The sequence below is a fragment of the Streptomyces bobili genome, from assembly GCF_002154575.1.
GTDB classification, from domain to species: domain Bacteria; phylum Actinomycetota; class Actinomycetes; order Streptomycetales; family Streptomycetaceae; genus Streptomyces; species Streptomyces bobili.
Map to the genome: position 1 here is coordinate 1 of NZ_MUBA01000488.1, position 12,739 is coordinate 12,739.

Annotated in this window: 15 protein-coding genes; 6 read left to right on the top strand and 9 right to left on the bottom strand. The window is 70.3% G+C overall.

Annotated features, from left to right (window positions below):
• The 4 genes from BZL64_RS31125 to BZL64_RS31140 all read right to left on the bottom strand — a co-directional run.
• Positions 1-329: LacI family DNA-binding transcriptional regulator (locus BZL64_RS31125; RefSeq protein ID WP_143663357.1), on the bottom strand; the 329-nt coding region annotated here is incomplete at its 3' end.
• A 624-nt stretch (positions 330-953) separates the two neighbouring features.
• A complete protein-coding gene (locus BZL64_RS31130; RefSeq protein WP_086772487.1) occupies positions 954-1,196 on the bottom strand; it encodes a DUF5302 domain-containing protein in 243 nt (80 codons plus the stop codon).
• 214 nt (positions 1,197-1,410) lie between these two features.
• Positions 1,411-1,821 (bottom strand): RidA family protein, encoded by a 411-nt coding sequence (locus tag BZL64_RS31135; protein ID WP_086772488.1) that lies wholly within the window; start codon positions 1,819-1,821, stop codon positions 1,411-1,413.
• Between the two features lie 101 nt (positions 1,822-1,922).
• Positions 1,923-2,501 (bottom strand): suppressor of fused domain protein, encoded by a 579-nt coding sequence (locus BZL64_RS31140; protein ID WP_086772499.1) that lies wholly within the window; start codon positions 2,499-2,501, stop codon positions 1,923-1,925.
• Positions 2,502-3,039: 538 nt separating this feature from the next.
• Here BZL64_RS31140 and BZL64_RS31145 point away from each other — a divergent pair.
• The 3 genes from BZL64_RS31145 to BZL64_RS39230 all read left to right on the top strand — a co-directional run bounded on the left by BZL64_RS31145 (position 3,040) and on the right by BZL64_RS39230 (position 4,748).
• Positions 3,040-3,684 (top strand): GAP family protein, encoded by a 645-nt coding sequence (locus BZL64_RS31145; RefSeq protein ID WP_086772489.1) that lies wholly within the window; start codon positions 3,040-3,042, stop codon positions 3,682-3,684.
• A 112-nt stretch (positions 3,685-3,796) separates the two neighbouring features.
• Entirely contained in the window at positions 3,797-4,528 is a 732-nt protein-coding gene (locus BZL64_RS31150) for a hypothetical protein (protein WP_143663358.1), read from the top strand.
• A 70-nt stretch (positions 4,529-4,598) separates the two neighbouring features.
• A complete protein-coding gene (locus BZL64_RS39230; RefSeq protein ID WP_244205580.1) occupies positions 4,599-4,748 on the top strand; it encodes a hypothetical protein in 150 nt (49 codons plus the stop codon).
• 105 nt (positions 4,749-4,853) lie between these two features.
• Here the strand turns inward: BZL64_RS39230 and BZL64_RS31155 are convergent, their stop codons facing one another.
• Entirely contained in the window at positions 4,854-5,426 is a 573-nt protein-coding gene (locus BZL64_RS31155; RefSeq protein WP_086772491.1) for an ArsR/SmtB family transcription factor, read from the bottom strand.
• A gap of 76 nt (positions 5,427-5,502) precedes the next feature.
• Here BZL64_RS31155 and BZL64_RS31160 point away from each other — a divergent pair, with 76 nt between their 5' ends.
• On the top strand, positions 5,503-6,243 hold the full coding sequence (locus BZL64_RS31160) for a hypothetical protein (RefSeq protein ID WP_086772492.1): 741 nt from the start codon (positions 5,503-5,505) through the stop codon (positions 6,241-6,243).
• A gap of 185 nt (positions 6,244-6,428) precedes the next feature.
• Positions 6,429-7,415 carry a DMT family transporter gene (locus BZL64_RS31165; RefSeq protein ID WP_086772493.1) on the top strand — a complete coding sequence of 329 codons (987 nt, stop codon included), beginning with the start codon at positions 6,429-6,431 and terminating at the stop codon, positions 7,413-7,415.
• 116 nt (positions 7,416-7,531) lie between these two features.
• On the opposite strand, the gene BZL64_RS31170 is transcribed toward BZL64_RS31165, so the two are convergent.
• Genes BZL64_RS31170 through BZL64_RS31180 form a run of 3 tightly spaced genes read right to left on the bottom strand, consistent with a single transcriptional unit; the run spans position 7,532 to position 9,780 of the window.
• Positions 7,532-7,999, bottom strand: coding sequence for a nuclear transport factor 2 family protein (locus BZL64_RS31170; protein ID WP_086772494.1), 468 nt, complete (start codon positions 7,997-7,999; stop codon positions 7,532-7,534).
• Between the two features lie 13 nt (positions 8,000-8,012).
• Positions 8,013-8,735 carry a hypothetical protein gene (locus BZL64_RS31175; protein WP_143663359.1) on the bottom strand — a complete coding sequence of 241 codons (723 nt, stop codon included), beginning with the start codon at positions 8,733-8,735 and terminating at the stop codon, positions 8,013-8,015.
• A 7-nt stretch (positions 8,736-8,742) separates the two neighbouring features.
• Positions 8,743-9,780 carry a helix-turn-helix transcriptional regulator gene (locus BZL64_RS31180; RefSeq protein WP_086772496.1) on the bottom strand — a complete coding sequence of 346 codons (1,038 nt, stop codon included), beginning with the start codon at positions 9,778-9,780 and terminating at the stop codon, positions 8,743-8,745.
• Positions 9,781-9,933: 153 nt separating this feature from the next.
• Between BZL64_RS31180 and BZL64_RS31185 the strand changes: the two genes are divergently transcribed.
• Positions 9,934-10,620: an alpha/beta fold hydrolase gene (locus tag BZL64_RS31185; RefSeq protein WP_086772497.1), complete on the top strand. Its 687-nt coding sequence runs from the start codon at positions 9,934-9,936 to the stop codon at positions 10,618-10,620.
• Positions 10,621-10,776: 156 nt separating this feature from the next.
• Here the strand turns inward: BZL64_RS31185 and BZL64_RS31190 are convergent, their stop codons facing one another.
• Positions 10,777-12,546 carry an ATP-binding protein gene (locus BZL64_RS31190; protein ID WP_086772498.1) on the bottom strand — a complete coding sequence of 590 codons (1,770 nt, stop codon included), beginning with the start codon at positions 12,544-12,546 and terminating at the stop codon, positions 10,777-10,779.
• Positions 12,547-12,739 lie beyond the last annotated feature (193 nt).

Below are 12,739 nucleotides of genomic sequence, written 5' to 3' on the forward strand. Positions count from 1 at the left end.
CGGACGAGGGTCAGCAGCAGTTGCACCGCCGTGCCGGACAGGGCGTCCCCGACCGCCCGTACGACCTCGGAGAAGAACGGCTCCCCGAACAACCGCCAGTCCGTGTTCGTCATCACCAGCGCGACGGCGTCCGCACGCCGCCCGGCCAGTGAACGCGCCGCCAGATTGGGCACATAGCCCAGTTCGTCGATGGCGCGCCGCACGGCGAGGCGCGTGGACTCCTTGACGCCGGCCGCGTTGTTGATGACCCGGGACACCGTGCCCCGGCCCACTCCGGCCAGCGCGGCGACCTCTTCCAGCGTCGGCGTGCCCGAACTCCGTCTGACCACAGTCCCACCCCCAAGGGCACCTGATCCTACGGCCCGTCGCAAGTTTCGAACGAATGGCCAGATGGTGCCTCAGGGGCCTTTCTCGCCAATGCTGTTGCTCGCGGGCCGCATCCCGGCACAGTCGCCGGAGTCCATTTGGTGCCGCGGGTCCGCGCGGATGCCAGGTCGGAGAACGGCGAACGGCGTCCTCGTCGAGCGAGCACAGGACGCGGTCACCTCAAAGGCGGCAGCGATCGGATCGGCGGCGTGTTCGCGGCGGGCCAGGGGCAGGCCCACGGGCCGCCTCCCGCTCCTCCCCACCTGGCGGATCCGACGCGGCACCGCATCCTCCGGACACGGCGCCGGGCCGGTGCCGGACCGGACGTACCCGACGGCATCACGGGGCGGGCGTCCCGCCCGCCGCCGACCGCCAGGGCGGCCAACGCTCGCCGTCGAAGACCGCGGGGCCAGATGCCTGGCCGGACCGCTGACGCGCAACTCGGCCAGGGCACTCGGCCGCTCCCGGCGTTCGGCCGGTACCCGCGCACGCACAGCCACGACGCGACCTCGGCGGTGTTGAGACATGCCCGAATCACACCGGGCCAACGGCCGGGCCGCTACGTCGTCGAAGGCCCGCTCGGGAACTCAGCCGCCGCTCTTGCGACGGAACGACCGCTGGCTCGCGGCCGGGCCGTGCGCGCCGTGGATCTTCGAGGTGTCGGTGTTCGCGGCGAGGTCGGTGCCGTCGGCCTGCATACCTCGCTTGCGCGCCAACGCCTCCCGGAACTTGCGCTTCAGGTCGTACTGGCCGTCTTCGTCGGGCGAGAGAGAACTGCTCTCGCCGTCGACCGGCTCCGAGCCTTCGGGCAAGGGAGACTCTTCAGCCATGGTGACCTCCTGGGACTGGGCAGTGGGAAGCACAGCTTGTCACAGCGGGCGCCGCTCGAAGCGCCCGCGTCCTACGCCGCCACCTCGCCGGCCACGGATTCCGTAGGAGTAGGCGTGGACGCGCACGCCGTACGTCCGTGGCCTGGCGGTGCCGGCCGCCGGTGTCGCCACGGGCGGCCAGGCCACGTGCGGGGGCCGGCCGCAACAGCGGGGGTCAGTCGGGCAGCGCCACGGTGAGGTCCACCTCGACGAGCTGTCCGCCGAAACCGAGCTGTGCGACACCCAGGAGCGTGCTGGCGGTGGTGAAGGCCGGACCGATGACCGAGTCGGTGAGCCGACGCCACGCGGCGCCCAGGGCGTCGGTGTCATCGCTGCACACGTAGATCACCGAGCGGACGACATCGTGCGGCTGAGCGCCGACTGCTGCCAGGGCGGTCAGGGCGTTGGCCGTGACCTGGTCGATCTGTCTGTCGAGGGAACCCGGGCCGACGAGGGACCCATGGAGGTCGAGGGGGCACTGTCCCGCCAGGTAGGCCGTCCGGCCGGCCTCGACCACGGTGATGTGGTGATAGCCGGGCGTTTCATGCAGCTGGTCGGGATTGATGCGGGTGATCTTCGCATTCATGCCGTGAGTCTGCTGGCCCCGCTGCCGGCACGCACCTTGTTTTCGCCGGCCGGAAGAGTCCACGGCGGTCGTCCGAGCCTGCCGGATGGTGACCGGCAGACTCAGACGACCGATGCTCGGAAGGGATCGGTGGGGTTGATCTCCACCGCGTCGAAGAGCTGCTCCAAGGCCTCGTGCCCGTGCCGTCTGCGGAACTCGATCTCGGCCGTGGTCACGGGCAGGGTCCACAGGACGCGGGCGTGCCCTCCGGGGACCGGACAGTGTTCCAGGTCGGGTCCGTGGAGATAGGGCAGGCTGATCAGCAGGTGATCGCAGGTGGAACCCGGCACCCAGGGTTCACCGATCGGCATGCTGTGCTCCAGGTCGAGCTGATGTCCTCCGCAGTGGTAGGAGGCGATCATCGCCATGAGCTGAATGAACCGCTGGTCGCGGACGTGGGCGGTCATGACGAACTCGGGACCGTGACCGTCCTTCTCCATCGCGGCCCAGCACCCGGCGGTCACGTAGGCCCAGCTGTCGCCGCGGGGACCGGGGCTCACGACGAGAACGTGCAGATCGGGCACCACCGCCCGCCGCTCCGGCCCGAGGTCGTGGTGGACGACCTCCACGGCGTGCCCCTGGAAGAACGCCCGGACATGTGACTCGACAGCCTCCGCGGCCGGCACCCTCACGCTACTCACCGCGCGATCGTCCCAGACCGCGGTCCACCGCCCTGCCGGCACCGCTCCACCCCAGGGGCCCCTGCCGAGCCGTCGACGCAGCCGCGACACCTCGACATCCGAACTCACCAGCCCGTCGGTGACGTCACTGGGCGTGACGAACATCCGGTGGAGCGCCTACGAGGCGTTCCCGTTGAGGCGGACACCTCCCGGCGCGCCGGTGCGACATACCTTCCGGAGCAGGGCCAGGCCACCTACATCGTCTCGCCGTACGCGCGCAGCCGGTGCGAGCGGCCTTCACAGCGCCGGCCGGGATGCCCTCGATCGGTCCACGCGCGGTCGAGACCCTCGCATGTCATCAGTGCGGGAGCCTTTCGAGCGACGTCTCGACGTCGGTCTACGCCGACAAGGCTTCGCGGGCGTGGCCTGCTTGACCGGCCGGGCCGCCGCCTGCAAAGTCGGGTTGCGGCACCGCGGCAGCTCCGCACCGCCTCCCCTCTGCCGACCGGTCCGCTCGTCCACGTGGCAGACGGCCCCGACGCCTGGAGCGACTGATCCGATGGTCCTCGACCTGGTTCTGATCGGCACTGCCGTGACCCTGGGGCCCTTGCACAACAGCGCCTTCATCCTCCTGCTCTCCTCGCGGCGCGGTGTTCGCCAGGGCCTGGCCTTCCTGTTGTCGTGGCTGGCGAACCTGACTGTGGTGATCGCCTGCGTGGTGCTGCTGACCGGCGGTCAGCCCCCGGCCCGTCACAGTGCGCCGTCGACTGCCGCGACCGCCGCGAAGCTCGCCATCGGACTGGCACTGCTGGTCTACGGCGCGTACCGGCACCACCGACCGCCCCGACCGCACGGCCCGCCACGCTGGACCGCCCGGATCGACAACGCCTCTGCGGGCACCGCAGCCGGTCTGGCGTGGTTGCTGCAGCCCTGGGCACTGGTCGGCGCCGGCGCCGCGACCGCCGTCGACGCGAACCTCTCCGCGCTCGACGGCTGGCTGGCACTGACCGGCTACTGCCTGCTGGCCACACTCAGCCTCATCGTCATGGAGATGTACGTGGTCTGGGCGCCCGAGGTCGCGCACGCCCGCCTGAACGCCCTACGGAACTGGCTGGAACAGCACCAGGAACAACTGGCCATCACGCTCGCCCTGCTCCTCGGCCTGTGGCTGACGGCCCGCAGCATCGCCGCGCTGGTCGCCTGAGCCGTGATCGGCACACTATGCGGGCGGGGACCGGCACCACGCCACCCACCATCCCGAGCGACTGCGCACCGCTGAGTGCGGTGATGCGCCGGCCGGCTGTCAGACTCGTGTGGTGGGCATGAACAGTCAGCAAGCTCGTTCGACTGATCCGGAGGAGCTGCTGCTGCGGACAGACTGGAGTTCGGTGGAGCACTGCTGCCCGAACGTCGCGCCGGCGACGCCTGTGATCCTGCGACAACTTCTCGACGAGGACGCGGACATCCAGGGCGCTGCTCTACGCGACCTGCGGCAAGCTGTCACGCACGCGAACACCTTCTACAGTGCCACGGCTCCCGCGGCGGCGTTCGTGGCGGCCATTCTGGGGCACCCGCGGACTCGCGTCCAAGTCACCGACCGGAGGCCCTGGGAGGCTACTGAAGCCGGAGAGGAGCCGCGATTCCTCCTTGTCGTCGGTCTTCTGGACTGGCTCGGCAGCATCGCCTGGGACGCCAACGATGAGTCAGCCGACGGGTACGACGCCCACATTGAGGCGTTCCGCACACTTCGACCGAAGCTTCTTGACGCCCTTCGGCCCTTCCTCACAAACGACGAGCGAGAGATCCGCGATGCCGCACTCGCAGCCGTACTTCCGTTGCTCGCCGCACCAGAGCTCGCCCACCAGGCTGGAGGCAGCCTGTGTGAGGAGGTCCGGGCCCTCGCCGCCGACAGCGCCCGATACAGGCAGCGCGCGATCGACACACTCGCCGGCTGGGGTGAAGACATCACGCCCTTCCAGCAGTACAGGCACACGCCCGCCGACATCGGCGCGCACGCTGAAGGCTTTGCCGACGATCCGCCCTTTTGAGCCGCTGAATCGGCAGCAGCGAGCCGGCACCACGACGCCCGGGGCGCCGCGGAACCACGAGGAACGCGGCGTGTTGGCCCCGCCCGTCCGCATCGTCTCGGGTCAGCGGTGCCGCCGCCTCCGGATCGTCGGCCGCCGGCTCGCCGTCCTCGATGCCGAGATCGACCGGCTGGCCACACTGCCCGAGAGCCTCGCCCGGCGGGCATCCGGAGACGCCTGAGGCCTCCCCCCTCACGTCCCCTGAACCAGAGAGGCATGGCGAGGGCGCCGATACGGCTGCGGGGTGGTGGCGCCCTTCGTGGCGCAGCCGTCAGCCGGTTGTCGGTCAGTCAGCGGGCAGGCCGAACCAGCGGAGGAGTACGGGGCGTGCGTCGGCGGGGGCGTCCTCGGGGCCTCGGGCATAGCGTGCGAGCAGGGCCAGGTAGTCGTCGTGGAACGCGTCCAGCTCACTCTTCGTGAGGTGAATAAGGCTGCGTGAACCTCGCATCCAGCCTTCTGACTCCGCCTGTCCGGCGGTGAACTTGCGGGCGAGATCGACGTCCTCCTCCATCCTCATCCGGTCCAGTTCGGCCGACATGGCGCGCTCGGCCTCCGTCAGGTCGTCCTGCGGCGGTCTGCGGATGTCGAGGCCGCGAACCCCACGCCACCAGCGCTCACGTCCGGTGGACCGCTCGGGGATGTCCTCGATGAGGCCGCTGCGCTCCAGCATGCGCAGGTGGTAGCTGAGCGTCCCCGTGTTCTCCCCGAGGGCGGTGGCCAGCGTGGTCGAGGTAGCCGGGCCCGCCGCGCTGAGGTGGCGCAGGATGCGCAGGCGCAGGGGGTGCGAGAGGGCCTTGAGCACCTCGGGGCTGTCGACCGTGCGCCGCGCTGCGGCTTCCGCTCTCCGCTCTTCTGTCATAGCGGCAGTCTATCCGAATCACAGCGACATCTCTGCAGACCTTCCTCTGCAGAGATATCTCTGCAATAGTGATGGCATGACACCGAACCGAGTGACCTTGACCCGCCGCACAGTCCAGCGCTTCACAAGTGCCGTTGCGGCCACACTCCTTGCGGGACTCGCCCTGGGTGCCGCACCGCCGGCGCACAGCGCCGAACGGGCCGCGGACCTGCCCGCGTTCGACTTCTCCGCCTGCCCCGCGGTCGACGAGTTGCCCGTGGGTGCGGATCCCGGGACCTGGCGCTGCGAGGTCATGCACGCCACGGGACATCTGCGCATGGGCACCGTCGACGAGCCGCTCACCGAACCCATGAAGATCACCTTCGCGGAAGGCCGTGTGGACGGTGAATTCCGCCAGGTCTTCGGGGAGATGGCCGCTGCGCCGATCAGGGTGGACGGCACCCCGTTGACCCTGACTCCGCAGTACGGCGGCTATTCGGACTTCCTGTCCGACGACACCCGGCGCGGCGAGTTCGACATCAAGTTCGCCCTGGGCTGGGCTCACAGGTTGCCCGCTCTGTCGCCGTCTCACTGCTCGGTGGGCAGCGACGAGGACGCGGTTCACCTGGTACTCAAGGACACCGTGCCCACCCAGGTCATATCCAAGGAACCCCTGGTCGTCACCTTCGGCGCCCAGGACGTGACGTTCACCGCCCCGCGGACCAGCGGCTGCGGCCCCCTGCGCCGCACACTGGACCGGGCTCTGGGCCTGCCCTCCGCCACCGGGGCGAACGCCTTCACCATGGATGTCACGGTGGCCATCCGGCCCTACCAGTAGGGCGGTGGGGCTCACCGACCGACACACCGCTCACTGGCCCTGCAGTCACCTTCAACCCATTCATGTAGCTGGGCTTAACGGTATAGGTAGAACCATTCGCTTGTCCTCAAAGCTTCGCTGAGGCACCTTCGTAGGACGGGAACGAGAACGACCGCCGGGGTCATCGGACGTACGAGGAAGGCACCATGAGCGACAGCAGAGGTAGGCGGAGTCTGTGGAGTGGACTACGGGTGGCCGTGCTCGCCCTGTTGTGGGGCTCGACCTTCCTCTGGACCGAGCTGGCGCTGCGCGGGCTCTCCCCGCTCCAGGTCACGTTCGCGCGCTGCGTCCTCGGCGCGCTCGTCCTCGTCGTCGCCTGCTACGCGACCGGGCACCGGATACCGAGGGGCGTCGCGCTCTGGCGGCACATCGTCGTCGCGGCCCTTTTCTGCAACGCCCTGCCGTTCGCCCTGTTCAGCCTCGGCCAGCAGAGTGTGGACTCCGGTCTCGCGGGCGTCCTGAACGCCACGACCCCGCTGTGGTCGATCACTCTCGGTCTCGCCCTCGGCTCCGAGCGCGGGCTGCGGCCGGTACGGCTGGCGGGTCTCCTGCTCGGGTTCACCGGCACGATCGTCATCTTCGCTCCCTGGCAGGCGACCGGAGCCGGCGGCTGGGGCGCCCTCGCGATCCTGGGCGCGGCCGCGAGCTACGCCGTGGCGTTCACGTACATGGGCCGCACCCTGGTTCGCAGGGGCACAGCCACGATCTCCCTCTCCGCCGCCCAGCTCGTCGCCGCGAGCGGGCTGACCGCCCTCGCCGTGCCGATCGGTGGCCTGGAGACGATCGATCCCGGCCCGACGGTCCTGGTCGCGGCCGTGGTCCTCAGCGTCCTGTGCACGGCGGTCACGTTCCACCTCACCTACCGGATCATCAACGACGAGGGCGCGACCAACGCCGCGGTCGTCGGCTATCTGCTGCCGGTCGTGTCCGTGCTCCTGGGCGCGGTCGTCCTGGGAGAGGACTTGAGCGTACGGGTGGTACTCGGGATGGCTGTGGTGCTGGCGGGTGTGGGGATGACGCGGAGGCAGGGGGCTGCGACGACGGCGACAGTCAAGGATGCGACCGCTCCCGAGCCCGCCGCGGAGGCCGGGCCGGCCGACGCTCCGCGTCCCCTTCTGGAGAACACCCGGTGACCCCAGGGCTCGGGGTCACCGGGCCCGCTCACTCGGTCGCCGGGGCCGGTGCGTGGGGCCGGATCGCCGTCGAGGAGTCGGCCCCGCGCTGGTGGTGCTCGACGTCGCCGAACGACTCAGAGGCCGAGTTCGCTCAGGCTCGGGTGGTCGTCCGGCCGGCGTCCTTGCGGCCAGTGGAACTTCCGCTCCGACTCGCGGATCGGCAGATCGTTGATGGAGGCGTACCTGTTCCGCATCAGGCCGTCCTCGTCGAACTCCCAGTTCTCGTTTCCGTACGAGCGGAACCAGTTGCCCGCGTCGTCACGCCACTCATAGGCGAACCGAACCGCAATCCGGTTCTCGGTGAAGGCCCACAGTTCCTTGACCAGCCGATAGTCGAGCTCCCTGGCCCACTTACGTCGCAGAAAGGCGGTGATCTCGTCGCGGCCCGTGGCGAATTCGGCCCGGTTCCGCCAGCGGGAGTCCTTCGTGTAGGCCAGTGCCACCCGTTCGGGGTCCCTGGTGTTCCAGCCGTCCTCCGCGAGCCGGACCTTCTCGATGGCCGTCTCACGTGTGAACGGGGGAACCGGAGGGCGATGAGTCATCTTTTCCTCTTTCTCAGGTGTAGCCGAGCAGCGTGGCGAATTCCGGTGAGCCACCGACGAGTCGGGCGGCTTGGCGCGGGTCAGCCGCGAGGAGTTGTCCGGCGAGCCGTGCTGCTTGCTCTGCCGGGGCGTCGTGGGAGACGGCGAGAGTCATCTGGAACTGCAGCCATGGGCCGTCGTCGCTGACGGAAGGGCGACCCGGATGGAAGAGGAAGACGTTGATCTGGTCCCGGTTCCAGGGCCAGGCCGAAACCGCGCCGAGTTCGCATTCCCACCGTGTGAGCCAGTCGGTGCGCTGTCGGAGGTCCTGTTCCAGCAGCCGTGCGACGGTCCGCGCCGGCCATTCCCAGCTGAGGTCCGCGGTCGCCCGCTCGATCTCGCGCTGGTACTCGTGCGCCGGGAAGCGGAAGGCGGGCAGGTCCACCTCGTCCTCGTCGGGATTGCGCCACCCGTTCCAGAGCACGTCTTGGCCGTCGCGCTGGATGGTCACATAGAGAGCGCCGCAACAGCCTTCGGTGCACGAGGCCTTGGCAAGCCGCACCTCATGCGGTTCAGATCCAGCGGTGAGAGGGCCGCCCGGAACCAAGAGGTACCGGGGATCTTCGCCCGGCCCCTTGCCGAACGCATCAGCCAGGATGTCCCTGCCCCCGACCAACGCCCGTACCTCCACGCTTTCGCCCGTCTGTGTCGCGTCAGGAACGACAACACTAAGGGTGAGGCCCTCGTCAGCAGTCATCGAACCATTATCGAATGCGCCGGGAACGTACGTCGCGCCAATTCTCACCATCGATCGCATCGCCGTGCGGCGGCACCGGTGGCTTACTCATGGCCGGTTCGGCCACGGCGGCGGTGAGACGCGCCGCGAGCGCCGCGACCGCCGTGCGCAATTCCTGCCCGCCCTCGACGCGGAAGGCGAATGGCAATCGCGCCAGCCATTCCTGCGCGTACATGGCCGGGTTGCGCGTAGTGCCGCGAAGAGCACAGCCGCTGCGCCAGGGCTCAAGTCGCCCCATGGGTGGCTGGATCCACGGAGCCACGTCGGCCACCGGGGCGTCGAACACCACATGCGTGGGGTACTGCCAGCCCAGGCCCAGGTTCTCCTCCAACACGGCCACCGGGTCGAGGGTCTCGGGTGGTTCGAACCCCTGGCCGGTCGGCCGTACCGCGCGAACCCGGTCGACCCGATAGGTGCGGACGGCGTCCGCGCGATGGGAGTGGCAGAGCAGGTACCAACGCCCGTACCGGACGACGATGGACCAGGGATCCACCGCCGCCTCCCACTCGTTGCCGGCCTCGCTGCGGTACGTGACCCACACGCGGCGCCGGGTCGCGACGGCGTCCACGAGGTCGCCGGTGACGGCCGGATCGGGGCGGGCCGAGTACGGATCCGGTGCCGCCGCCGCGTACTCGCGCAACAAGGCCGCCTGCCGACCGACACTCTCCGGCAGGGCGTTGACCACCTTGTCCAGCGCGCTGCCGGTCAGGTCGTCGGCCGCGGCCGAGGGGCCGCCGAGCACCGCCATCACCAGGCCGAGGGCTTCAGGCTGCGTGAAGTGCACGGGCGGCAGCCTCGTTCCCCGCCCGAGCCGGTACCCGCCGTGCGGTCCCCGGGCCGACTGCACGGGGATGCCCGCCTCGCGGAGGATCGCGACGTACCGGCGGGCGGCTCGCTCGGTGACATCGAGCCGTTCGGCGAGTTCGCCGGCCGTCGTGCCGGGGCGGGCCTGGAGGATCTCCAGGGCACGCAGTGCTCGGGCGGTGGGGCTGAGATCGTTCGGCACGGCAGCAGGCTAGTGCGCGCCCCTGAGCCCTTCCAGATCCCGCGGCCCGCTGACGGACTCGCCGACCGGCCGACTCGCCGGACAAACCGGCAGTGGACTGTCCGGATCTCCTCCTACGGTGGCGTCCATGAACCTGACGAAGGGAAACTGACCATGGACATGCTGCTCATCGGCGGCCTGTGGCTGAACGCATCCGTGTGGGGCCGTGTCGCCTCCGCGGTGGAGGCGCTCGGTCATCGCCCCGTGCCGCTCACGCTCCCGGGCCAGGGTGACGGTGCCGTCTCCGCCACCCTCGACGACCAGGTGGCGGCGGTGCTCGCCGCGGTGGACGCCGCGCCCGGAAAGTCCATGCTGGTGGGGCACTCCGCGGCCTGCACGCTGGCCTGGCTGGCCGCCGACCGGCGGCCGGAGCGGGTGGCGAAAGTGGCCCTCATCGGCGGCTTCCCGTCCACCGACGGTCAGCCCTACGCCGACCTCTTCGAGGTGCGGGACGGCGTCATGCCCTTCCCGGGCTGGAGCCCGTTCGAAGGGCCGGACGCCGCCGACCTCGACGAGGAGGGCAGACGAGAACTGGCGGACGCCGCGATCCCCGTCCCCGTGGGCGTCGCCCGGGGCCTGGTGCGGCTGGCGGACGCTCGCCGGTTCGACGTCCCGGTCGTGCTCGTGTGCCCGGAGTTCACTCCCGCGCAGGCACAGGAGTGGATCAACGCCGGCGACGTCCCGGAGCTTGCGCGGGCCAAGCACGTCGACTTCGCCGACATCGACTCGGGCCACTGGCCCATGGTCACCAGGCCGGTCGAGCTGGCCCGGATCCTGGCTGGGGCAGCCGACGCGCCCTGACGGATCGGATGGCCGACAGCTGCCCGGCCACTGGATGAGGCTCCCTCCGCACGACGGCGCCGAAACGACAAACCGAACGGCGACGGCGACAGCGACAGCGACAGCGACAGCGACAGCCAGCCCTATCCCCCACCGGCACAGCTCGGCACCACCGCGTCACCCGGCGCCCCCGGAGCCGTCGATCGAGGGGAACGGATCGGTCGTGGCTGCCTGCCAAGCCCCTCTGATCTCGTTCGCGGCCATGTCATGGGCATCCGCGAAGGCGCCGAGACAGGCGGCATGAACCTCCGGCAGGTCGGTACGTCCGTCCAGGGCCAGCAGGCGGCGCAGGGCAACTGCGGCGTCGTCGAATCGGCCGGCGGCGAGGTGGGCGTCGGCCGTCGCGCGCAGGGTGTCGGCATAGTCGGTGAGGACAGCGGTGAGCCGGCCCTCGCTGTGTTCCGGCTCGGCCGCCATCAGCTCGCGCTGGAGCGTCTCGGCCTCTGCGTAGCAGGCCAGCGCCTGTGCGTCGTCCCCCGTGCGGCGCAGGGACCAGGCGAGGAGTTCCAGGCGCTGCACGGTCTGGAACGGGGGCAAGCTCTCATCGGTTTCGACGAGTCGGCGGGTGATGGCCAGCGCCTCCCGTGCAGGAGCCACCGCGTCCTCCCGCATTTCTGCCCGGCTCCTACGGATGACGAGGTTGGCCAACGTCCGGGCCAGTTCCGCCTCGTACCCCCGCGGGTCGCGGTCGGCGGCCCGGCGGAACAGGGCGACGCTGCGGTCCGCGGCCTCAACAGCCTGTCGGTAGGCGCCCAGCAACCCGTGGCAGAACGCCAGCTCATCCAGGGCCTGGGCGTGTCGGGGTTCGTAGACGACGGGATCGGTGACGGCGAGCCGGGCGCACAGTTCCGACAGCTCCTGCAGATCGGCCAGTTGCTGCGGATGCGGCTGTTCGACCTGGGGCGGGAAAGCAGCGGAAGGCAGGGGGTCAGCGGAAGGCACGGGCGCTCGACCGTACAGCGCGGTACGGCTCTCCAGGGCCAGGACGAGCCAAGGCTGTCCGGTCACCGCGTCCTGCTCCACCAGCGTGCGGCACTTGGCCACGGCCTGGTCGGCGCTGTCCCGGGCGCGCCGCAGGTCGCCGGTGGCCGCGTAGCACCAGGCCAGGTCGGTGAAGAGGTGGGCGTGCAGCCACACGATGTCCGGGTAGTACGACGGATTCATGCCGGTGGACCACCACAGGGCGTCGTTGCCGGCTGAGACGGCCTCCTCGAACCGGCCCAGCGCGCGCAGTCCACCGGTCACCTCGCACAGCATGCGGACCTTCACCCGCCCGGCGCGCAGGAGAACCCGCCACATGGGCATCGCGCGCAGCAACTCCGCGCATTCCATATAGAGGTTCACGGACTCGTGGACGCGGCCCATGCGGTCCAGCACCCAGGCCTGGATGCGCAGCGCGTCGGCGTGGCTGCCCAGTGACCTCTCTCTGCCTCGGGGTTCGGTGACCCGGTAGGCGGCAACGCACTGTCGGGCCACGGTCAGAGCCTCGTCGAGCCGGCCGGTCTCCGTGAGGAGCAGGGTGCGCACGCGCAGCGCGTAGGCGCTCCGCGTCGGGGACATGCGGGTGCCGACGACGGCCCGTGACTCGTCGGACGCGGCGAGCGCCTCCTCGTATCTACCGGCCACGTACAGGGCGTTGGCGTACAGCACCAGGGCGAGAGCCAGCCCGTCGCCGCTCCGTCGGCGCGGGCCCTCGTGAAGAGTGCGGTACACCGCGACGGCCTCCTCGCTCCAGGCGAGGAGTCGCTCCGGCGGTCGCTGCCAGATCAGAAACAGGCCGGGCGTCAGGCACCGCAGCAGTGCTGCCCCGAGCAGCGGCCCGCCCAGTCCGACATGGGCCCGCGCCAGTGTCCGCGGCACGGGCAGCAGGATCCGTACAGCTCCCATCGCGTTCCCCTTCCAGAGATGACTGGAAGACTTCCGAGACCGCGCCTTGGTTGCCACGAGAGCAGCCCGCTCGACACGACCGCCGCCGCGCTCCGGGATACGCCCCTGCCGCCGAAGCAACCCGCGTGATGAGCGCCGTGAGCGCCATGCTCCCGCGAGGAGGCGCGGCCGGGCCGCCGTGGGCGGCACCCGC